Below are 21,688 nucleotides of genomic sequence, written 5' to 3'. Positions count from 1 at the left end.
GAAGCGCCATCAGGGGCGCTGGGGGGGTAAAGGGGAGCCGATGTTCACCCCGCCTTCAACGTTAACGACAGCGCCAGCCACACCGTGATCGGCTCGGATAGTGATGTCGCCGCCGGCCGCTGCTCCCCCGACATGGGCGACCGGGCCGTGAGCATCGTGGACGGTATCGAGGATGGCTGCGAGCTGATGCGCGGCGGTGGTGCGGGCATCCACGTCGGTAATGCCACTCAAGAACGCTTCGAGCCGGGTCTGCCAGACACCTTCCATACGGTTCCGGTCGGAGGGAGCAGCTCCCGTCAGAGCCGCGTGGGTGCGGTCGAGGCGCTCAAGTTCAGCGGTTTCGGCGGCGGAGTCACCGCGCGCGAGCAAGCGGGCCAGCGCCGTTTTAACTGTGTTCCAGGTGTCGGTGCTGGCTGCCTGGACGACGGCGGTACCGCCTGCAGCCGCTAGCGCAGCGATCGCGTCGATGCTCATGTTTCCCCCTCGTCACCAGTGTTCTGCGTACCAGGGCAGCCAGATGGCTGCCCTACCAGGACAACCATTCCTCAAGGAAGCACAGGCCACTCTTAATCTTCGTTGATCGAATCTTCTTTTGAATCATCTGCTTTGGACATGCGTATGTCCCAAGAGCCGCAACTGTCGAGGAGCGTGGGATGGCAGAGAAGTAAACGCGCCAAGGACCCGGCATCGCTACTGTCGTACCCGCAACACGAAGTGACGGTGCCTCCGATTGCCGGCACCGACTGCGGATGCCTCTGAAAGGAGGGGTCTCCTTGATCGGTTCACGGCGCGTCGCCGGCAGGACGGCCGAGCAACAGGAGGTAATGCGTCGCCTGTACAAGCTTCATGTGGGACCGCTACGCCTGTTCCTCCTCCTGGAGTGCGCGCCGCTGACCATCGATCCGCTGGACATCGCCGACAAGGCGTTCTTCCAGGTGTTCGACCAGCAGGGCGAAGGATTCGGCTTCTGTGACCTGCGGAAGGCTGCAGAGGGAATCGTCAGTGCGCTCAGGGAGAGTGGAGCCGCACGCGCATATGCCACGTACCGACTCGAAGATGTCTTCGACCCGTACTTGACTGAAGATCTTGAACCGGTACGTCGGGCGCTCCAGGCCATTGACCGGCTCAGTCTTGCCGAGCGGCGGGCAGTGGAAGCTGAATGCCTTCACCTCTTGACCATGGACGGTCTGACTCAGGCAGTGGGCGGAGCGGCCTCGACAAGAAGGGTGCAAAAAGCAAAAGGGCTCGCCAAGTTGGCTGCGGAAGAAGTCAACCTAGACGTACTGAAGCCCTTTTTCATGCAAATGGGGAGGAACGCACAATGAGTACTACTACGACGAATAGGTTCGCAGTCATGCTCTACCGCCACTACCACACACTGCAGCGGCGGCTGGCAAGCGACGAACACGACCTCGACCAGCGATTCGACGCGATCATGGCGCGTCTGGACGCACAGGACCAGCAGCGTGCCGAACAGCGCAGGCCGTCACGCCGCTCGCGGTTGGCAACTGCTGTCTCTCGCCGCCGGACTCTGGGTGCGGCACGCGGAGCGTTTGCCGGCGGGGCGGCCATCGCCGTGGCGAAAGTTGCCCACGTGACCCAAGGAGCCCTCAGCCTCGTCATCGCCATCGCCGCCGGATCCGCCACAGCTGCCCTGGTCGTTGCACTCACCGACGTTAGGAGCGTCAAAAAGCTCCCCCGCCGCCAACACCGCGAGCGCAACGATGTTCCCGCATCTGCACCCTAAGACGGTGTTCTAGGCAACCTGCATCCCCCGACAAACAGGGAAGACCCGTCGGCAACGACGCTGGCGTCAGCAGATCGGGAGCGATACGCCCCGGAGTTGCCCCCGTCGGGCATGCGCCAATTTGACGTGGCTTCCTCATCAGCCGTCCGCCTCAGCGTGGGTTATGCCTTCGGACGTGGCGCAAGCGGTATCTGGATACGTCTACCCAGACCCATCGGGTGTCCTCGGGGTGATCTCTGCATCCGGGTTGCCGCGGATGGCGGATCGATCGAGTGACGTCACACACCGGCTGGCCAAGTTCAGGCAGAAATGCCGAGTTCGGTGTGGGTGTGGTGGATGAACTCACGGACGTAGTCCTTGGCTCGGGAGGACTGGACGCGGGCGAGGATGTCGACGGACCGGTGGCCGAGTGCGATGTCGCCAGCGGCCTGCCCCAGTTTCAGCTGGCTTCACCAGCCAGCACTGAGTAACCGAGGCGGCCAGCCCCCGCTGCTGACCGGGCCAAGGACACCATCCCAGCTCAACGACGCACTCCCGCGGCGGCCTGCCGAGACGTGTCTGCTCTGCGGAAGACGGACTGGTCGCGCCCGATCGTGCCGTGGCTACGTCATAGCGATCCGTGTGGATGGTCGTGGATCCAGGACAGGCCTCCGAGGTCGAGTCGGGAGCGGGTGCGCGTGACGGCGACATAGGCGAGGCGGGCGTCTGTGTCATGGATAGGTCCGGGTACGGCCCGGCCTTCGGCGTCTTGCTGGTCGGTGTTCTTGGGCGGGGTGAAATCGTCCGCGATCTTCACGCGGGGCCATTCGCGGCCTTTGGCTTTGTGGGCGGTCGATACGGTCACCTGGGCGTGCTGTTCGGGCACGAGCCGGGCGACGGCGGCGAGGATGGCGTCGGTGCCGTGGGTGTCGACGAGGTCAACGAGGGGCTGCAGGTCTCGGCCGGCGGGGTCGTGGGCGGCGTAGTCCTGCAGTTCGCCCCAGGAGGGGAACAGGATCAGTTCGGGGTGGGTGGTGCGGCGGCCGTCTTTCAGGTCGCGGGCGGCCAGGGCCAGGGCGCGCAGGCTGTCTCCTACCTCGACCAGCGCAACGCGGCATCCGGCAGTCATCAGGTCCATGACCTGGGCCATGGCGCCGACGTTGGTACGGCACAGCACCACGTCAGGCCGGGCGAGGGGGCCGAGTTCGGTGGGCACGTCAGGGGTGCCGGTCAGGCGGAGGGGGGCGTCGGCCAGATGCAGCCAGCGGTTGGCCTCCTCGGCGAGTAGGGGGCCGAAACGGAAGGACTGGGACAGGGCCAGCTGGGTGCCGTCGAAGCCGGTCATGACGTCTTTGGCGCCGCGCCAGTGGTAGATGGCCTGGGCAGAATCGCCGACCATGACGAGCTGGGCGTGGTCGCGCTGGCTGAGGAAGACCTGTTCAACGACGGGGTTGGTGTCCTGGGCCTCGTCGAGGAGCAGGAAGTCTGCGTCGATTCTCGGCCGGGTGAGGGCCCAGATCTTCAGGTAGTGGTCGTGCTCGAAGCGGACCGCGCCGTCGTAGGGGTGCTGCAGGTCGGCCCAGGCCTTGTGGGCGAACAGCACGATGTGAGCGGCGAGTTGGGCGTGCAGGTCGGTGTGTTCCAGACCGCGTAGTGGGGGCACGTGGTGGCGGGTGATGGCTTCGTCCGCGGTGTGGCAGAAGCGGGTGACGGTGCGCAGCGTGGCGTTGGAGAGAGCCTTTTGGGTCACCTCGCAGTCACCGATGCGGATGGCTTTGGTGATGTCGAGGGCCTGTCCGGTCTGCCAGGCCGGACGGCGCGGCGCGTTCAGGCGGCGGGTGTAGCGGTGGCCGACGGCCCCGTAAGCCAAGGCGTGCGCGGTCTTGCACTGGACGGTGTTCGGGAAGCGGGCGCCTGCGGCCTGGGCGACGGGCCGGTTGAAGGCGAGATAGCGGCCTCGACGCCGGGTGGCGTGGGCGAGGAGAGCGAGGGTGGTGGTCTTGCCAGTGCCGGCACCGGCCTGCAGGGCAAGGTGGTCGCCGGCCTGGAAGGCGTCGGCTGCTGCCACCTGCTCGTCGGTCGGTTTCATCGTGTGGGCCTCTCGGGAAGCCGGGTGAGTGCATGCCCGACGGCGGACAGCAGGTGCGCGGGGGTGGTGTGGGCCAGGAGTTCGCGTACCGCGCGGTCGAGGCGGTCGGTCTCCTGGTCGGCGTGCTGGGCCAGGGCGCGGTGCAGGGCCAGTTCCACGAAGCGCTCGGGGCTCTGGTGCGCGCGGCAGGCTTCGGCTGTGAGGGCGGTGTGGGTGGCGGCCGGTAAGTCGATGTTGAGGAGCACCTTGTGGTCGGTGTCCGGGTAGTGCGTGGTGATCACGTCGATGGGCAGCCGTGCCCCGAGCTGGTGGCGTAGTCGGCGGGCGGCCTGGTGAGGGGTCTTGGCGTGGACGAGGGTCATGAGGCGGGTGGTGTCGTGGTTGGCGGCGAGCGACAGTACGCGGGCGGCGCCGCGGAGTTCGGCCTGGGCCAGGGGGCGGGTGAGCACGATTTCCAGGGCGTGGTGCGGCATCGTCATCCCCTCCCCTGTCGGCGGGTCTGGGGGTGGGGCAGTCGGGTGTGGATGTGTGTCGCGTGCAGGAGGGGGTCGAAGGGCTGCCATCCGGCCAGGGCGAGTTCGGCGGCACCGGGGGCTGCGGCGTGTGTGGGGCAGCGTTGGGCGCGCCAGCGCAGTTGTTCGCTGTAGGGGAGCTTGCCGAGGTCGTAGACGGCCATCAGGCCGTCGGGGAGGGCGAGTTGGCCGTGCTGTGTTGTGGCCGGCAGCAGTCTCCAGGTCCCGGTCGGGCCGTTGGGGGCAGGGACGGTGTGGGTGCAGCGGTGGCGGTGGCGGGTTTGGGCTACGCAGCGGAGATCGTTGAGGGGGTGTTCGGCGAGGTAGCGGCAGAGCAGGATCTGTACGACGGGGCGGTCGGGTTCACCGGTGTCGGTATCGGTGGCGGTGGTGGGTTGTGTGCTGGTGGCCGGGGCGGGGGTGAAGTTGCCGGTGTCGATCATGCGGCGGGTGCGGACGGCGAGTTGGCGTCGGATCGCTTCGAGGCCCGGGGCGGTGTTGCAGGTGGGGGTGCGACGGGGGCAGAGCAGGGTGTGCGGGATGCGGCACCAGGCGCTGCCGTCGCCGTGCGGGTGGGCGATGCCGCCGCTCAGGTGCCAGCGGGAGGATTCGGGGACGTCGGCGGCGGCCAGTTCGGCCGGGTGGAGGGCGATGGGCCGCTGGTCGGTGCGCTGGTAGAGGTCGATGCGGTTGCCGCACTGGCGGCAGCAGCGGCTCTGGCCGACGCGTAGTAGGCGGCTGGGACTGGTGCCGGCCACCCGCAGGGGTCGGGGGCGGCGGGTGACGCGGGGGCTGCCGTCCCAGTGGCGGCCGGCGGGGGTGGGAGTGGGGCACATGGCGAGGACCGTGCCAGGCGACACGCGGCCCGGGGTGCCGCGGCGGCCGGTATGTCCTCCGGTCGGCCCAGCCGGAGGGAACGGGCGTGCGGGCTAACGGTCTTGTGTTCTATACCTGCTCACCGGTTCGGGTGATTTGCGGCGGGGTCCGTGAAGGGCGCGCCAGCAGGTCAGGAGCCTTGTGCGCCGGGCGGGGTGTGGTCGTCGCAGAGGGGGGCCAGCAGGTGCTCGATGGGTACGTCGAAGGCGTGGGCGAGGGCGTGCCAGGTGGTGACGCTGCCGGTGGTGCGGCCGTGTTCGAGGTCGATGAGGGTGCGGCGGGCCAGGCCGCTGCGCTCGGCGAGTTCGTCGAAGGTCCAGCCGCGTTCGCCCCGCAGGCGCGCCAGCGTGACGCGCAGCGCGGTGAGGTCGGGGTCGGGCGGCAAGATCGTCACTCCACCATCCGACGGTGCAGGACCCTGCCCTGTCAGTGCAGACCTCTGCACTATCTGGCGAGGCGGGAGTGACATTCACAGTGCAGAGATCTGCACTACCGTGCGTTCGTTCCGGCCTCCAACAGCCGGGCACCGACCACCGCGGCAGGAACAGAGGGGAGGACGACCAGCCGATGAGGCTTGCCCGGGCGCATGCGCCAGTGCGGCGCATCTGGACCGTGGAGCTGCGTCCGCAGACAGGCGGCCCGCTGCTGGCCTGCCCTCATCCCCGCTGTGCGGCAGCCACTCCTCTGTCGGCCTCCTCCGCACGGTCCGCCGCGCTGACACACCTGGCTCGTCATGCCCGAGCGGACGTACTGCCCTCGCACCTGCGGACCTGCCAGTGCCGGGCGCGGGGGTGTGTCTGGCACCGTCGCCACCGCGGGTGCGCCGGACCGGTCCTGCTCGCGTTGACCCGGGATCGCAGTGGCCGCACCTGGCGTCTGGCCGACGCCTGCTCCGCCTGTGCCGCGGTGATGAGCGACACGGCCGTCGTACCCGACACGTCGCTCAGGCCCGGGCCCAGATGCCCGGCGTCCCGAGCCCGATCTGCTCCGCCCAGGCCGCTCCACGGGCCGGGTGAGCGCACAAGGGTGCGGGAGATGCTCACCTACCTCGGTGCCGCGCTGCCCCGCTTCACCTCCCCCGCCGCCCGCCTGCTTGCTCTGCAGTGCGCCCTGCGTGCCGACGCCAGCGCTTATGTCCGGCTGCCGGGCGGACTGCTGCGCGGCATGCGGCTGCGCGGCCGCGGGGAACTGTGGGAAGAGCTGGAGCATGCCGGCTGGCTGAGCTGCAGAGCCGGCGGGCATCCGCACATGGAGGCCCAACTACTCGACGCCGCGGTCCTCGCTCAGCGAGCCGGACGCCGTACGCGGGCCCGCGCCGCCCAGTGGGCACTGAGCCCCGCCCCAAGGGCTTTGCCTGACGGGTGGCCGCCGTCCGTGCGACTGACTGCCCTGGCCGTGGCCTCCTGCACGTCGGACGAGGGAGGCAGGACCGACATGGAAGTACTCGCTCGCCTATGCGGGCACTCACCACACCAGATCGAGGAACTCCTCGACCGGCTGGTCGCCGCGCGCATGCTGGCTTCCTGGCAGTACTGCCAGGAGAGTGATGAAGTCTCCTGGCACTTTCCGTCCCCTGCCGAAGTGGGCCGCACAGATGTGCGGCAGTGATCGCGCTCCCCTCTCCCGCCGTGCCGCGCTCGGCGGGAGAGAATGAGACATCACTCGACAGGAGCATCTCGCTCCTCTCGTGCATACATGTTTCTAGACTGTCGCGGTCTGCGAACGGCTCAGTTGTCGTGGACGGACACACTCCACAGCTCTTCGCGGGCTCGGCACCTGCTACTTTCACCGCCACAGCCGCACATCGAAGAAAGGCCCATGTCATGTCTGAAAACCGGGCGCCCGCCACCGAACTGACATCGCAGTACAGCGCCCAGGTGGCAGGCGATCTCGATCGCAACACCAAGGAACAGGAACGTATCGCCGCCGAGATCGAGGCACTGCAGGAGCAGTTGAGTGCCCTGCAGCACGACCACAGTGTGCTGGTGAGCATGCAGCAGGCGCTCGGCGTCGCAAGCCCGGCCCGGCCGGACACCAGCACCTCGCAGTCCGCACCTGAGCGGACCTCTGCCACACCAAAGCCGGCCAAGCCCAAGAAGGCAGGCGCCACAGGCGCAAAGAAGACTGCCTCCAAGAAGCCCGCTGCCAAAGCCTCGCCTGCGGCAGCCTCCGCACCGACCCTCGTCGAACTGATCCGCACTCACCTGGTGGAGCAGGGCGAGCCGCGCTCCGCTGCAGAAATCTCCTCCGCGCTGGGACAAGCCCATCCCGAGCGCAACATCAAGACCACCGTCGTGCGCACCACCCTCGAAGGACTCGTTGCCAAGAGTCACGCTCACCGCGCCAAGCAGGGCTCATCCGTGTTCTATACCGCCGCGTCCGCCCCGGAGCCCACTGTGGTCGAGCCGCAGCCGGAGGCAGCGGCCGGCTGAGCATCCTCGGGCCGCCGCGCACTCCTCCGTCCCGCAACCCGTGGCCCCGGCACCGAATGCCCCAGGCGGGGCACAACGGGCGTGCCTCAGTACGCAGCAGGCAGTACGAGCAGTCGGGTGACAGGGATTGCCTGGGGTCCCGACCCGTAATTTCCGTACTGCTGTGGCCAGGCGGACAGTCACCCAGCGGCGGCGGGATGTAGGCACCTGCGATCCCAGCGATACCGCCCAGACGCATCAGCGCGGGCGCCAGGTGCGGATCTCCAGGTGGATGATGTGCACATCCGGACGGATGCGGCCGGTCTCCACCAGCCATTGATGAACGGCTGCGGTGACGTCTCCGCCCGCGGCGTCGACGCGTTGGGCAAAGCCGGCGGCGTCGTGCCCGCCAGTCTGGGAGGAGCCGTAGGAGCGCTCCTCGGTGTGGTCGGTGCGCTGGATGACGTCGCGGCGGATGCCGGGTGAGTCGGTGCGGCTGCCGGAGGGGTGCACGTAGCCGGTCTTGGCCAGACGGACGGTGAAGGCCAGGCGCAGGCCGTGGCGGGCGGCTTCGGCGATCAGAGGGCGCAGCCGGGAGGAGCCGGAGGCGATCGCCTGGGCGCCGACGCGACCGGTGCCGGAGCCGGTGGGAGTGATCAGGACGGCTTTGCCGCGTACCCGGGCTGTGGCACCGGAGGTGGTGGTGCGGCGGGTGATGTGCCGGCTTGCGATGGAGGCGAGGTCGGGGAGGTCGGTGATGCCGCCTGTCTGGACGGCGGCCAGGACCTGGCGCAAGGCAGGGACGAAGGCTGCGCCTTTGTTCTTTGTGTAGAACTGGGACACCAGGGAGGCGTCGCGGTTGATGATGCGGGCGATGTCGCGCTTGGTGTAGCCGGCTGACTGCAGTTGGTCGGCCAGCTGGGCGGCCTCGTTCAATTCGCGTTGCCCGGTGGGGCGGTTGCGGCGGGGGCGGGGTGGCATCAGGCCTCTCCTGCGCTGGGGGTGAGGGCGGTGCGTCCGGCGTCCCGCAGGGTAAGGAGTTCTGCCTCGGTGGTGGGTGCGGCTACGGGGCCGGTGAGGTGGCCCTTGAGGAGGTAGTCGCCGGGCTGATGGTGATGCGGCCAGGCCTGCGGCTGGGTGAGGTAGAGGGCGTCGGTGCGGAAGGCGACGACGCTGCCGGGTTCGGTGTGCAGGGCTCCGGCGTAGGTGTTGTCGTCGCGGTGGCGCTGGGTAAGGAGGGCAGCGCGGGCGCCGGACCAGATCGCGGCGGCCCATTCGGGGTGGGCGTTGGGGTCCCGGCTGAAGCCGGTGGGCTTCTGCCAGGTGATCTGTTCGTCGTCGAAGCCGATGATTTCGGCGTCCGGCGGGATGTCGCGCTCCAGGGTGCGGGGGGTGGTGCCGGTGACCATGCGGGGGCGCTGGGCGAAGGAGCCGATGCCGTACAGGAGGATGGCGCGCACCGCGCGGGAGGCGAGGTGGGCGGCGCGGGCCTGCTGGGCGTCACCCTGGAAGTGGGCCTGGGCGGAGAGGTTGGTCCAGGTCTCTTTGAGTTTCTTGGCCCAGTCCTCGAGGGGTTTGCCGTCCTCCCACAGGATGCCGTCGAGGATTTCGATCTTCCACGGGGTGAGGGGGTTGGTCAGGGCGGTGTGGATTTCGGGGCCGCCGGCCCAGGTGGTGAAGGTCGCGCCCGGGGTTGCCGGGTAGTGCCAGGCGCGGTCGCCCGGTGCGGGGGCGGGCAGGATGCCGACATGATTCCACGTGTCGGGGACGGTGGCCCGCACCTGCCAGTGGCCGCAGCCGTACAGGGCCCGGGTCTGTTCCTTCTCGCTCCAGGAGGCGAAGGTGGCGGCGGTGATCCGGCGGGGGGTACCGACCGGGGACTTCCAGGTGTGTTTGGCGTAGGCGAAGGTGCGGTCGTACTCGACGAGTTGGGGCAGTTGTTCGGGCACGCGGGGCGGGAGGATGAGTTCGTTGCGGCCCTGGCCGGCGGTGGCGTGCAGCAGGCCGCGCAGTTCCTCGGACAGGACGGGAAAGCCTTCGGCGTGCTGGCCGCGGGTGGGGATGGTGCGGGTCCACAGGTCGCGGCCGGTCTGGGAGGGGGAGCCCATGACGACGGCGTCGGTCCAGTGGCGGCGCAGCGCCTGCCACAGCAGCACGAACGCGTCCCGGACGGTGGCCGGGTCGTCGCCGCCGGTGTCGAACCACTCCCCCACCGAGCGGATTTCGACGTGGCTGTCGCCGTCCTCGCGCTGGTAACGGCCGACAGGATGGCGGGCGTGCACGAAGTGCCCGGCCATCCGGTCCTTGCCTCGGCCGGTGTCGGTGCGCCAGCCCGGCGTGGGGGCGTTCAGCCAGGCCGCGACCGCATCCCGCAGATACGGATAGCGGTCGGCGTCACGGTGCCAGGGGTCACCGGCGGTGATGTAGATGCGCTCCGTACCTTCGGGCAGGATATGGAAGACGGCGGTCAGAATGGCGGCGACCGAAGTGTTGGCCAGGTCGAGGCGGTAGGTCTGGCTGCGGTGCACCAGCACGCCCGTGTCCGTGTCCAGGAAGACCGTGGTGCGGGCCTGCTGGGTGAAGTTCGGCGGAGTGGAGAGCAGGTTCGGGGTGTGGGTGAACCAACTGTTGCCCGCTGCTCCCTCGGGGATCGACGGGAGAGCACGCGGCGCGTCCGGGGCTTGAGGCTTCCCGGAGACGGGGCCCTCGGCAGGGGCCGCCGGCAGCGCGGCGGCCATGGGCGGTGCTGGTGCGGTGGTGGTCATCGCGGGCGCCACCGCACCTGTCCGGGCGGTGAGGTGGGGCGGAGACTCAGCGTCTGCGGTGGCTGGGAGGTCCGGCTCGGGGTGGGACGGGGCGGTTTCAGCCGTAGTGAGGCGGTCGAGGGCCAGCGCAGGGGCCAGGGTGACGATGTGAGCCACGCTCAGTCCGGCCGCCGGAGCGATCCGTTCCGCCTTCGCCTTCGCATAGGAGGCCAGTTGGATGATCAGCTTGTCGCGGTCCGCTTCCTGCTTCGCCAGTACGGCCCGGGTCCTCTTGATCTGGTCCCGCACGGTGCGCAGATCGGCGAGCGCGGCGCTGTAGCTCTGTGCATCCATCGAGCATTCCTTGTCCGGGCCGGGTTCAGTCGACGGTGGCGTGAGTGGAAACGTAGGCGAGGGCTCCGCCCGAGTGGGAGACCAGCCGCGTACCCAGCAGCTGTTCGGCAAGCTGCCGGTCGCCTCCGGTCTGGGAGGTGAGGCAGGTATGTGGGGCGGCCAGGTCGGTGACGTAGCCGGCCAGACGAGCGCCGGGAAAGGCGTGACGGCCCTCGGAGTTCTTCTCCCACCGCTGAAGGCCAGTCAGGACGGCCACCACGTAGCCCGCGAGCGTGACCGGCAGCACTCTCCCGGCCGCAACACTCGCCGGGTCGCACCGCCACCAGCCGCGCAGCGCCTTGAGCAGGTCATCGGGCGAGAGGGCAGCAGCGAAGCCGAGCCAGGAGCGTTCCGGTCCCTGCGTCCGCCGGGCCGCATCGACCCGCAGGACGGCGATTTCCTGGACCGGCAGTCGATCGAGCGGCGCCTGCCGCCGCGTCTGCAGAGCCTGGACGACTTCAAGCGGGACCATGACGCGTACGCCGCGGCGGGACAGGCCCGGCAACAGTCCTGCAGCGATGAGGCGGCGAAACGTGGTGATCGCGCAGCCGAGCTCTTCCGCGGCCTGTCCGGTCGTCAGCAGCACCCCATCCCCACCTAATCCCTGCTCAGATATCTGATTCGGCATGCAGTGTAGTTCGGAAGACGAAAGGGCGTCAAACTCTTGATGGCATGGCGTGGCCAGATGCGCCGGCCCAACCAGCAGAGGACGCGCACACCGGACCATGACCCAGGCCGTCCGCTGCCAGGCAGCACAGGCGTCCTGCGGGCCGCATCGGCTGCGCCCTTTGGCTACACCTCGGCGGCCCGCCGCAACAGCGTCCGACAGTCGGAGAGCCGCCCGAGAACTGCGGTTCGGCAACGGCCACGACCTGATGCTCTCTGGTCTCGTCGGTCCTGGTCAGGTGGAGGAATCGAGTTGGTCGAGCCATGCGCGGGCGGCACTGGCTGCACGGCGGATAGCCTGCTCGTCGGCACCGACCCTGCTGATCACTCCGATCCTGCGGTTAAGGCGTGCGTTCACTTCCCGATGTGTGGCACCTGTCGCTTTGACGAGATCGTTGACCATGGCCGTCAGTCGGACGTGGGGGTTTGGACCGGTATCGACTTCACCGTCATACTGTCGTTCCCACTCGGGTTCCGGGTCATATAGTGACTCGCGTTCCGAGCAGTCGGCGCAAAACTCCAAGACTCCCTCGACCTGCGCTTGCCCGCAGCTGACGCAGACCCAGTTGTCGCAGTTCGCGCACGACATCGAGGCCCCGTCGGAGTCGTGTCCCCAGGCACGTTCCTGCGACGTGCACTGGCCGATGCACGGCCGCGACGCGAAGGAGGGGTTCGCTGCAGGTTCTGGCACGCCGCCGGAGGCCTCGCGAGCAGCCAGTTCTGCCCAGCGGGCTCTGTTTTCCTTTCCACGCCGATTGCGTGCCTGCTCGAGGGCTTCCCTTTCTTCAGGCGTGAGGTGGCCAGCGCACGCGGCTACAGGAGAAGGGAGGTCATCGTAGGCTGGCCATTCGGCGACCTGGCGGCGGCATCGGCGACCAGTGGTCTTGCCATACCGGGTACATTCTGATGCCTGACCCTTGACGAGATCCTCCCGGCCGACGGCGGAGGATGCTTCCTTGGTGTGCGTCTTGGACGCCTGCTCGGAGGCTGCCTCCTTGTCCAGCTCTGCCTGCAGGATTTGCCGCCAGTCGTCACCGATCTCGGGAAGCGCAAGAGCGGCACTGACGCCATCGACCTGCAGGCCATGCCGTCCCGCCACGTGTACGAACACCGGCTGAATGGCTGCGAGGACCTCGTCGGTGAACCGGGGAACGAGATAGGGCGACACAATGAGAACGGCTGCCCACCCCCCGGAGCAGTTGCCCGGTATCAGTTCCACGTTTCCTACATCCGCCAGCAGGGCAGCAGCCTCGCTATTGCCCTGCTCATACATCAAGAACGCCGTTTGACCCAGCACGCGATGCAGAGTGGATACCGCTGACGCGGCTGGCCGGGGTGGCAGGGCAGCAGTGGCGGCAGGTGCATGCGCTGGCACCGCCGTGCTTGCCGGCATGGAATACAGGGGCGCAGGTGGTGTTTGCTCGAGGACCGACTCAACGGCGGCTGGACGGCTGAGAACTTCCTCAAGCACCGCCTCGAGCACGGGCACGGAGTCCGAACTGACGAAGTTGTCCACCGCGCCCTGGTTGACCCAGGCCAGTGTCAGCGTGGCCCCGTCGTAGAAGGACACGTTCGCGTTCTGACTCAACAGAATCCAGGTGAACCGCCGCCGTTTCTTCACTGCTTCCAGCACCTGCGGCCACAGCTCCTGCACGACCACCGTCTCGTCCGCCATATCCGCTCCCCATGTGATGCGCTTTTAGCAGCGTAGAAAGAGGCACTGACAACTAGGTTCATCACAAGGGCAGTTGGCTTGACCTCGGCAACCGTTGCTGACCCGTCATGACATCGCTGCGTGCGACGAGGCAGAAGCCCCCTGATCCACAGCGCCGTCGGTGCCGAGTGGTTCCAGTTGACGGTGCCGGGCACCGGATCGGGTTGATGCACGCGGAGGCCACCGGCGGAGGCACCACGACTCGAGCAGGGCCGGGTTCAGCCGTCAGGCGTGCTGCGGCTGATGTCCCTGCCGCAGACGGCGCGTCGAACACATTTCGAACTTAGAGCGGGCTCACGCTCAGCAAGATTTTTTCGGTCATTTGTTCCCATGCCGTGGCCGGGATGCAACGCGTGTAGCGCGCGGCCGTCTTCCTCTCCTTCCTTGTCGTCAGCTGCGAGCTGAAGGTCGGCCGCGTCTTACTGTTCGCAACGACTATGCGCAGCTTGGAGCGTCGCGCCTGCGGGCACAGTGCGTGGTGGAGTACCTCGTCTTGGAGCAGAAGGCGGGGCAGTGTAGAGCGGGGGTCTGACAATGCATCCGCAACCGACGCAACGGAAATGGCGCGAAGTCTCGGCTACCGCCTGGTACTGAGATTGGACGCCTCAGGCGCGGCCAGACGGTGCGTCAGGATGCGCTCATGAGTCACCCTTCGTCTTGCAGGGAACAGGCGGCGGCGATGCCGCGCGTCCATGCCCTACTTCTGCCTGGCAGCATCGAGCGCTTGGATATGTCCGGCCGGATGCCGCAAACATCGCGGTGATCTGTTCGGAGGTTGCGGTGTCAGGTCTTCTCCCGACCTCGCCTACTTTCGCGGCCTGAGCGCGTCATGACGGCCCGACTAGTCGTCGTAGGCCAGGCCGGTCCTTGCTCAACACGTGTTCCAGGCACCTGTCTTGAGTCCAAGCGGTGCCTTCCGTCCTGTTTCCCTTGCAAACTGGAGAGTTGTTCGTGACCTCCCTGCCTTTCTCGGTGCAGGAGCAGTCTGCCCTCGCACCGCTCCTGAGCGCTGGCCGTCATTCCGCTAACCCGGCGCGCATGATGGCTCGGTTCGTGGATCCGCTCGGAGTCAAGCGTGAGGTGCCGTGGCTGGAAGCTGCCGAAGAGCAGGCACTGGAAGAGTGTCTGCCGATACGGCAGTTTCCAGTACTCAAGGGCCGCCGTACGGCACCGGGTTGGTGGTGGTCAGCGACTGACCGGTGTTTGGTGCCCTATGGATTCAAGGCCATGCGCACGCAGGTCATGATGCTGGACCACGACCCGAGGGTAGTGGCCCTGGCCTGTCGGCCGGTGGAGCTCCTGTGGCATGGCCGGGGCGGGAAAACCATCTCGCATGCGCCGCATCTGATGGCACGTCTAAGGCTTGTCCCGTAAATGATCTTCGGGTCGTCTCGGGCGTGGTTGGCCGCGTGGCGGTCCGCTTGCCTATCCGGTGAGGGCGAGGTTGTGCAGTCGGGCGATGCCGAGCATGGCGTGGTGGACGCCGGCGCCTTTGAGGCGACAGTCGCGGAGGATCTTCCAGGTCTTCATACGGGCGAAGACGTGCTCGACGCGGGCTCGGACCTGCTTGTGGGACTTGTTGTGTGCCTGCTTCCAGTCGGGCAGGTCTTCGCCTTTACGCCGGCGGTGGGGCATGACGAGTCCAGTGCCGGGGTAGCCGCCGTCGGCGATCGTGAGTGTCTTGCCGACGGCGGCTTTGGCGCCGGATTCTTCCCATGCCTTGCAGTCGTTGCGGTTTCCGGCGAGCGGGCGGCCGACCAGGACGACCAGGCGGGTGTCGGCGTCGATGACGACCTGGTGGTTGGTGGAGTACCGGTAGTTCTTGGACTGCGCGGCGATGGAGTGGTCGCGGGTGGGGACCAGGGTGCCGTCCACGATGAGCACGGTGTCCTTGGCGAACCGCTTTCGGGGCTGGAGCGCGAGCATCGGCCCGAGGTGGTCGATGATGCGGTCCGCCGCCGACTTCGACACCCCGAACAGCGGGGCGAGCTGGCGCATCGTCAAGTTCGTCCGCCAGTACGCCGCGACCAGCAGAGTCCGGTCCTCCAACGGAAGGCTCCACGGCCGGCCCTTGCGGACCGCGTCCGCACCTTCACGCCGCAGCACGCTCACCAGCTTCCCGAAACAACGCGGGCTCAGCCCGGTGAACGGGGCTATCCAAGACGGCTCCGACGCCGTGATCACACCAGCCACGCCAAGATCATCTCACCTGTGACCAGCAGTTACGGGACAAGCCTTAGCAGACGGCAGTGGGCTTCTGGTTGATTGTGCAGGCACGTTCGGAGCCGGGCGGCGGCTCGTCCGGCGTGCTGCACACCTCGAGGCTGCGGCCACGGCGGCAGGTTGGCGGTACCGGTTAGTGGGGCCGCCGCCGCGTGTGGTGGAGGCCAACGTGCGTTGGCTGGCCGGCTACCGGCATCCGCGGTGCGCCGGGGGCCGGTTGCCTGAGGTAATCGCATGCTTCCGCGCCCCGTTGTCCCTGATGGAGGGAGTGCATCTGCTGGGCGATCCGATCGCGGTGTGGCCGGTCGTGTTCCATGCGCTGTGGACTGGCGTGCTGAGCGTGCCGCTGGAGCGTGTACTGCACGAGCGCATGGTCGCGGTTGCTACGCGGACGGGGGCAGCACGATGAGCCGACCGATCCTTGCGCTAGGTGACGCCCTACGGCACGGCGGCCGGGAGTGGACCGTGGCCGGGATCGAGGGGGCCATGGCGTCCGGGGCGCGGATCTGGCTGGCCGACAAGAACGGGGACGGCTCCTTGGCCGTGTTCGCTCTGTCCGAGCTGCTGAGGGATCCCGGCTTCGGCCCGATGGCCGGCCCGCGTCTTCGAGTGCCGCAGGTCGGCCTGTTGGCGACGGTACCTGAGGATCAGCAGCTGCGTGCGCTCGATCTGGAGCGGCACGTCCGCGAGGTGGAGACCGGATACCCGACGCCAAGCGGCAAGGGGCTGGTGAAGCCTCAATACGACCCCGCAGTTACGACGCTGGCTCAGCGTGAGCAGGCGAAGGCCGATGAACTGGCCGCACAGGGCTGGCCGCGCGTGAGCCGGGCGACGGTGCGCAGGTGGCGGGCACGCTACCACGCGGACGGAGTGTGGGGGCTGGTCGTCAGGCGGCGTGGCTCGACGCGGCTGGAGCGGGCCGATCCCCGGGTGGTCGACGCGCTGCGTGCCCTGCTGCCTGAGGAAGCTTTGCGTTCGCGCTCGCGAGGGTGGAAGAAGCGGATGCGGCGGGAGACGCAGTGGTGGCTGGATACACGGCATGGTGAGCAATCGGTCGAGGTGCCGGCCATGTCCACGTTCAACAAACTCCTCGACGCTGTGGAGAAGTCCCTCGGGTTGCAGGGGACGGTGGCGCAGCGGCGTGCCCGCGCCGCGCGCCCGACACCGCCGTTCAAGCCGACCCTGGCGCTGCGGCCCGGCGAAATCGTGATGATGGACAGCTCGCCGCTGGATGCGCTGGTGGTCCTGGACGACGGGGTGGTGGGGCGGCTGGAGCTGACCACCGCTGTGGATGTGGCCGTGCGCGGGCTGTGGGGGGTGCTGCGGCCGACTGGGACCAAGCTGACGGATGTAGCGGTGTTGCTGGCGCAGATGATGACGCCGGTGGTGATGCGTCCGGGGTGGGACGCGGCGCTGTCGATGGCCGCGTCGGTGGTGCCGCACGAGCGGCTGACCGCTGTGGATGAGCGGCTGAAGGATGCAGCAGCACGGCCGGTGATCGTGCCCGAGACAGTGGTGGTCGACCAGGGCAAGGTGTTCATCTCCCCCGCCACGCGGGCCGCGTGCGAGAGCCTAGGGATCTCCCTGCAGCCGGTGCCTCCGGCCAATGGACCAGCCAAGGGGCATGTAGAGAGGGGCTTCGGCTCGATCGGCACTGAGTTTTGTCAGTGGCTGCCTGGCTTTACCGGCTCGCGTGTGAGTGAGCGCGGCTCACGTGTGGAGCAGGAGCGGCTGTGGACCGTGTCCGAGCTCCAGGTGCTGTGGGAGGAGTTCCTCGTGCACTGGCACCACCGCCCGCGCGAGGGTTTGCGACACCCGTTGATGCCGAAGAAGGCCCTCACGCCCAATCAGATGTGGGCGGCGCTGCTTCCGGTGGCGGGCTATGTGCCGGTGCCGCTGTCGGCGGACGACTTCGTGGAGTTGCTGCCAGTGCGCTGGCAGCCGATCACGGACGCCGGTGTCCGCTTCGACTACCGCACCTACGACGACCCTTGCCTCAACGGCCATCGCGGGCAGGACTCCGGGGTGGCCTCGGAAAAGGGTCTGTGGGAGGTGCACTACAACCCCTACGACCCCGTCCGGATCTGGGTCCGGTTGCCGGAAGGGTTTCGCGAGGTGGCGTGGATCCACGCCACCTCGGTCGGCCTGCCGTTCACTCACCACGTGTGGGAGCACATCTGCAAGGTGGTCGAACGCACCGGCTCGCGGGAGGAGCACGAAGCCGCACTGGTCTTGGCCCTGGATGGCTTCCTCAAGCGGGCCGCTCGCAAGGAGAAGCTGTCCACCGCGGAGCGGCGGGTGGTAGCGAAGTCCCGTGCCTCGGGTGCGGTGCCGGTGCCCGCAGGAGAGCTCAACGTGCTGGACGTGCCCGCACCGTCGTTCGGGCTGGCCGGCGTGTACGCCGTGCCCGACCTCGACGACGACACCGTGCCCGACGCATACGACGGCGGTGACGAGGGCGAAGACATCTTCGGCCCCCGTGACGATGAGTTGGAGGCCGGCCGGTCCGCTGGCGGCTGTCACATCCTGGGTGACACGGAAGCGGAGGAGGACCCGTGGCTGCCGTAACCAGCGCCGCAGACGACGACTTCTTCGACGACGAGGTTGCTCCTGGTGCGGTCACGAACGGCCTCCTCTGGCAAGCCGAGGTATCCCGCCCGCGTGTGCCCGCGCCCCCAGTGGGCGATCCGTCCTGGAACCGCAAGCGGCTGCTGGACTACCACTCCGAGTTCGTCACTCTCAAGACCCCGTTCATGGAACAAGCGCTGACCCAGCTCAGGCTGACGCTGCTGGTGAACAACCGGCAGCGGGGCACCGCCCGGCGTGGCCTGATCGTGTCCGGGCCTCCCGGGGCGGGAAAGTCGACCACGCTTGCCGAACTTGGCCGGTCCTTCGAGCTGAGCGAACGACGCCGCCTCGGGGGCCGGGAAGGCTACATGCCCGTGGCGTTCGCTTCCATCCCGCCCACCTGCACGCCCAAGAGCCTGGTCCAGGTCCTGGCCCGGTTCGCCGGTATCCCGGTCCACGAGCGGATGACTGAGAACGCCATCACCAACGCCGTGTGCCACGTGCTGTGCGAGCGGCGCACCCGGCTGGTTTTCTTCGACGACGTCCATCTACTCAACACCCGCACCCGGCCCGGGGCTGACACCTCCGACCAGGTCAAAACCCTTGCGGAGCGGGTACCTGCAACGTTCGTGCTGGCCGGTGTCGATGTGGAGCACTCACCGCTGCTAGCCGGCCCGCGCGGCGCTCAGCTCGCCGCCCGCTGCAAGATCCTGCGCACTCCTCCACTGCTCAACGGCACCCCCGTGCAGAAGGCGGCGTGGCGGGAGCTTCTGCAGAGAATGGACGGGGCGCTGCGGCTGGCCCGGCACCGGCCCGGAACGTTGGTCCGTCACGCCGACTACATCCATCTGCTCACCGGCGGTGTGATGTCCAGTCTCTCCCTTCTGGTGCGGGAGGCCGCGATCCGCTCCATCGTCGACGAAAGCCACGCGGTCACGAAGAAGCTGTTGTCGCAGGTGGTGCTCGACGTTCAGGCTACGAACGCGGCACGTGCCACGCGCAGGCAGCGCAAGGGCGGACTAGCCACCTAGCGCGGTGCCGCGGCCTTGGCGCCGCACCATCGCGGGCCGGTCATGTTCAAAGGACCCCAACTGCGGCCCCTGTTTCGGGGCTCTCGATCCTATCTGCCGCAAAGGACCACGCCTGTGCATTCCCCCCATCCAGCACCTGTGCCCTCTCTCCATGCACCAGTCAGCCGGGAGCTGACCGGCTCCTGGATTCGCAGGATGACCGCCGGATTCGGGCTGTCGGCACAGGACTTGCTGCGGGCAGTCCTGGACGGTCCGCACGGTGTTCACGTGACGGGCACACCCAAAACCGGACTGGAACTGTTTCTCAACGTACCCGCACAGGCAGCTATGGCCCAGTTCACCGGCACGCCCCTGTCCCAACTCACCGCCATGCTGCCCAGCCTCGCCGTTTGCCACAGCCGTCTCGAAGATGCCCCGCTCCGGCGGGCCGCCTGGTACACACCCGGCATGGCGTGGGTGGCGGCCTGCCCACCATGTACCGGACGGGCCTGGTTGGCGGGGCCGGGCGTGCAGGTGTACCCGGGAGCTGCCGGGCATATCTGCCGTCGCCACCGGCGCTGGCTTCTCGCGCGCGCCGGGAAACCAGCGGGCATTGCACTGCAGAGCCTGCCCGAGATCCTTGCGGCTCACCAGCGCCATGTCGCTCTCGTACGGACGCATCCGCGCGGCAGGGACGTGGTGGCCTTCGCCGCGGCGGTGGTGTGGTCGTGGCAGGTGCAGCGATGGAGATCGGAGACCATCTGGCAGGACCGGGTGCGCCGACTCGCCGCGGTCACGAGGTGCCCCCCGGCGGCCATCGTGCCTCATGCCCTGCTGGCCTATCCGGAAACGATTGCCGTCGCCCGGCTACTCGGGGACGGCCGCTGGCAGCAGCGCCTGCGCTTGAGCGTCGCAGCTGCAGGCGCTGCTGCCGCCGAGAGGTTGTTTCTCCAGGAGGTTGGCCTCCGCATCGGCAGGCCGTGGCTCGCGGACTGGCTGGGTGCCTGTAGCCGCGCCCGTGGCTGGGAGGCCGCACGAGCGGATCCGCTTCGGCAGTGGCTGCTCACCGTGGCAGACGGCACCAGCGATGACCGCTTGTGGATGGTGGACCAGTCCGTGGCACGGCCCGCCGAGTACAGCGACCGCGCCGCTCTCCTCGACGACGGTCGTACTCGCGCCTTGTCGGAGCAGGCCAGAGCAGCCTTCTTGACCAGCGGGTGGGAACCGCTTCCCTCGCTACGACCAGGGAGAGCACCGTACCTGTGACTCCCCCTGGATCACGGCGGATTCATCCGCTACCAGGTCGGCGCATGCCGCGCAGCATCGCCAGCCGTGGACCGCCACGGGCGGCTCTTTCCCCGCGGTCCCCCGCCTTTTCCTCAACGCGTGCAAGGAGATACATCATGCCGCTCATCAGCCCCGAATACGCGGGCCAGTTACTGAAGGAACTGACGAAAGGCTGCGCCGTTCCTGCAGCCCCGGCAAACATGGCCCGCTACGCTTTCCAGACCAGTGACCACGTGCTCATCGGAGATGTCGCCGTCCGCGGCTACAAACACAAGAACCGGTGGCGGCTGGACGAACGGGACATCCGCAAAGCCGGTGAACGGCTGGCCTCGCTCGCGATCGATCTCGACGATCTGGTCGACGCCCGTCCTCAACCCACCGACCGCGGACGCACGTGGCGTTTGCAGATCATGAACTGGTTCGACCAAGTTGCCTACGAGGACCAGACGGCCAACGGCTGCCACTGCGAAGGTCAACAACCATGCGACCGCACCCGGCCGAACCAGCACGGACTAGGGTGCGGGGCGACCCGGGAACAGGTCGAAGCACGCTACGGCCAGCAGAGTATCGCCTCCACGCGCCCACTGCCGCTATTGACGTGGTCCGGCGCGATCTGGATGGTCCCGCGTGCCTACGCCGCCCTTCTCGACCGGGCGGAGCAAATCGCCACCGAGTTCGCCGAAAAGGCCGCCCGCTGCAGCCGGTGCGGGGCCCAAGGAGACATCTGGGAATGGCGTTCCTCCAGCACTGCCGGCTACACCACCCTGTGTCCCTCATGCACCAGCGCCGCCGCCCGCCAGTACAAAGGCCATCTGCGGGGCAGGCAGTACAAGTCGCTTCCGAAGAACTCGCAACCGGACGCATTCCTGTGCGTCTTGTGCCCCAGCCCGCGGCAGGCCATGTGCTGGGACCACTGCCACGAGCACGGATTCGTCCGTGGTCCGGTGTGCGCCAGCTGCAATACGTACGAAGGCGGCGGCTACCAGTTCATCAACCGCCCGGGCGCGGTACAGCACCTCTTGCGGTGCGACGGCTGCCGTCGTGAAGGTATGGTGCCGCCGCGGCACCAACCCGACGTCGTGCTCCGCACATTCGTGTTCGACCCTCACGACTCGTGTACGCAGCCGCCTCGATATCCGTGGGGTGCGGTGGAGGGAGATGGGTCCATCCGCTTCCGTCTCCATTGCTGGCACCATACGTCCCCCTACCGATGGGAACAGGCCGTGCCCGCTTCCCAAGTCAGGCTCCTGGTGAGTGAGTTCGTGGACAAGACTCTGGCAGCCGAGACCGATACTCCTGACCAGGACTCCGCCTGACGTCCTGTCACAGTCGCTCTGCTCCTCTGGTTCCTACGCTTCCCCGGCCGGGCGGCTACCCCGCGCCGGGGGTCTCCAAGCAGAGCCGGTGCGCTCTTCATACCGGTCACGCACCGTGCCGTCTTGACCAGTCGGTTCCAGGGTCGCCGGGTT

Annotated in this window: 19 protein-coding genes and 2 pseudogenes; 10 read left to right on the top strand and 11 right to left on the bottom strand. The window is 68.0% G+C overall.

From position 1 onward, the window contains the following. Positions 1-9: 9 nt before the first annotated feature. Positions 10-474, bottom strand: coding sequence for a hypothetical protein (locus tag OG226_RS51285; protein ID WP_329347180.1), 465 nt, complete (start codon positions 472-474; stop codon positions 10-12). A gap of 299 nt (positions 475-773) precedes the next feature. On the opposite strand from OG226_RS51285, the gene OG226_RS51280 reads away from it, so the two are divergent. Next, positions 774-1,325, top strand: a complete 552-nt coding sequence (locus tag OG226_RS51280; RefSeq protein WP_329347181.1) for a hypothetical protein — start codon at positions 774-776, stop codon at positions 1,323-1,325. Positions 1,326-1,354: 29 nt separating this feature from the next. Then, complete coding sequence (locus tag OG226_RS51275) at positions 1,355-1,747, top strand: hypothetical protein (protein WP_329347182.1); 393 nt, start codon at positions 1,355-1,357, stop codon at positions 1,745-1,747. Positions 1,748-2,046: 299 nt separating this feature from the next. Here the strand turns inward: OG226_RS51275 and OG226_RS51810 are convergent. From OG226_RS51810 to OG226_RS51255, 5 genes and pseudogenes are all read right to left on the bottom strand, one after another. Then, a pseudogene (locus OG226_RS51810) lies at positions 2,047-2,157 on the bottom strand (sporulation protein); the annotation flags it as partial. Positions 2,158-2,354: 197 nt separating this feature from the next. Next, the gene (locus tag OG226_RS51270; RefSeq protein WP_329347183.1) at positions 2,355-3,815 is read right to left on the bottom strand and encodes a UvrD-helicase domain-containing protein; all 1,461 of its coding nucleotides are present in this window, start codon (positions 3,813-3,815) and stop codon (positions 2,355-2,357) included. Continuing rightward, entirely contained in the window at positions 3,812-4,294 is a 483-nt protein-coding gene (locus OG226_RS51265) for a hypothetical protein (RefSeq protein ID WP_329347184.1), read from the bottom strand. The genes OG226_RS51270 and OG226_RS51265 overlap by 4 nt, the downstream gene beginning before the upstream one ends. Next, positions 4,291-5,163 carry a DUF6083 domain-containing protein gene (locus OG226_RS51260; RefSeq protein ID WP_329347185.1) on the bottom strand — a complete coding sequence of 291 codons (873 nt, stop codon included), beginning with the start codon at positions 5,161-5,163 and terminating at the stop codon, positions 4,291-4,293. Before OG226_RS51260 ends, OG226_RS51265 begins: the two co-directional genes overlap by 4 nt. A gap of 170 nt (positions 5,164-5,333) precedes the next feature. After that, on the bottom strand, positions 5,334-5,597 hold the full coding sequence (locus OG226_RS51255; protein ID WP_328674909.1) for a helix-turn-helix transcriptional regulator: 264 nt from the start codon (positions 5,595-5,597) through the stop codon (positions 5,334-5,336). A 641-nt stretch (positions 5,598-6,238) separates the two neighbouring features. Here OG226_RS51255 and OG226_RS51250 point away from each other — a divergent pair. Next, the gene (locus tag OG226_RS51250; RefSeq protein ID WP_329347186.1) at positions 6,239-6,811 is read left to right on the top strand and encodes a hypothetical protein; all 573 of its coding nucleotides are present in this window, start codon (positions 6,239-6,241) and stop codon (positions 6,809-6,811) included. 215 nt (positions 6,812-7,026) lie between these two features. After that, positions 7,027-7,635: a hypothetical protein gene (locus tag OG226_RS51245; RefSeq protein WP_329347187.1), complete on the top strand. Its 609-nt coding sequence runs from the start codon at positions 7,027-7,029 to the stop codon at positions 7,633-7,635. Between the two features lie 237 nt (positions 7,636-7,872). Here the strand turns inward: OG226_RS51245 and OG226_RS51240 are convergent, their stop codons facing one another. From OG226_RS51240 to OG226_RS51225, 4 genes are all read right to left on the bottom strand, one after another. Beyond that, positions 7,873-8,595, bottom strand: coding sequence for a helix-turn-helix domain containing protein (locus OG226_RS51240; RefSeq protein WP_329347188.1), 723 nt, complete (start codon positions 8,593-8,595; stop codon positions 7,873-7,875). Continuing rightward, the gene (locus OG226_RS51235; RefSeq protein ID WP_329347189.1) at positions 8,595-10,712 is read right to left on the bottom strand and encodes a hypothetical protein; all 2,118 of its coding nucleotides are present in this window, start codon (positions 10,710-10,712) and stop codon (positions 8,595-8,597) included. The genes OG226_RS51240 and OG226_RS51235 overlap by 1 nt, the downstream gene beginning before the upstream one ends. Before the next feature lie 25 nt (positions 10,713-10,737). Beyond that, a complete protein-coding gene (locus tag OG226_RS51230; RefSeq protein WP_329347190.1) occupies positions 10,738-11,337 on the bottom strand; it encodes a helix-turn-helix domain-containing protein in 600 nt (199 codons plus the stop codon). Between the two features lie 315 nt (positions 11,338-11,652). Then, positions 11,653-13,092 (bottom strand): hypothetical protein, encoded by a 1,440-nt coding sequence (locus OG226_RS51225; RefSeq protein WP_329347191.1) that lies wholly within the window; start codon positions 13,090-13,092, stop codon positions 11,653-11,655. A 948-nt stretch (positions 13,093-14,040) separates the two neighbouring features. Here OG226_RS51225 and OG226_RS51220 point away from each other — a divergent pair. Next, positions 14,041-14,505 carry a hypothetical protein gene (locus OG226_RS51220; protein WP_329347192.1) on the top strand — a complete coding sequence of 155 codons (465 nt, stop codon included), beginning with the start codon at positions 14,041-14,043 and terminating at the stop codon, positions 14,503-14,505. Positions 14,506-14,556: 51 nt separating this feature from the next. On the opposite strand, the gene OG226_RS51215 is transcribed toward OG226_RS51220, so the two are convergent. Further along, a complete protein-coding gene (locus OG226_RS51215) occupies positions 14,557-15,324 on the bottom strand; it encodes a transposase (protein ID WP_329347193.1) in 768 nt (255 codons plus the stop codon). Between the two features lie 55 nt (positions 15,325-15,379). Here OG226_RS51215 and OG226_RS51210 point away from each other — a divergent pair. From OG226_RS51210 to OG226_RS51190, 5 genes and pseudogenes are all read left to right on the top strand, one after another. After that, positions 15,380-15,763 (top strand): annotated as a pseudogene (locus tag OG226_RS51210) (TnsA-like heteromeric transposase endonuclease subunit); the annotation flags it as partial. 56 nt (positions 15,764-15,819) lie between these two features. After that, positions 15,820-17,922 (top strand): transposase, encoded by a 2,103-nt coding sequence (locus OG226_RS51205; protein WP_329347194.1) that lies wholly within the window; start codon positions 15,820-15,822, stop codon positions 17,920-17,922. After that, entirely contained in the window at positions 17,910-18,953 is a 1,044-nt protein-coding gene (locus OG226_RS51200; protein ID WP_329347195.1) for an ATP-binding protein, read from the top strand. The genes OG226_RS51205 and OG226_RS51200 overlap by 13 nt, the downstream gene beginning before the upstream one ends. A gap of 195 nt (positions 18,954-19,148) precedes the next feature. Next, on the top strand, positions 19,149-20,198 hold the full coding sequence (locus OG226_RS51195; protein WP_329347196.1) for a hypothetical protein: 1,050 nt from the start codon (positions 19,149-19,151) through the stop codon (positions 20,196-20,198). A gap of 137 nt (positions 20,199-20,335) precedes the next feature. Further along, positions 20,336-21,535, top strand: a complete 1,200-nt coding sequence (locus OG226_RS51190; RefSeq protein ID WP_329347197.1) for an endonuclease domain-containing protein — start codon at positions 20,336-20,338, stop codon at positions 21,533-21,535. Positions 21,536-21,688: the final 153 nt, after the last annotated feature.

This window comes from Streptomyces sp. NBC_01261 (assembly GCF_036226385.1).
Taxonomy (GTDB): Bacteria; Actinomycetota; Actinomycetes; order Streptomycetales; family Streptomycetaceae; genus Streptomyces.
The sequence above is the reverse complement of the archived record's forward strand: the minus strand, read 5'-3'. Positions and strand labels throughout refer to the sequence as shown.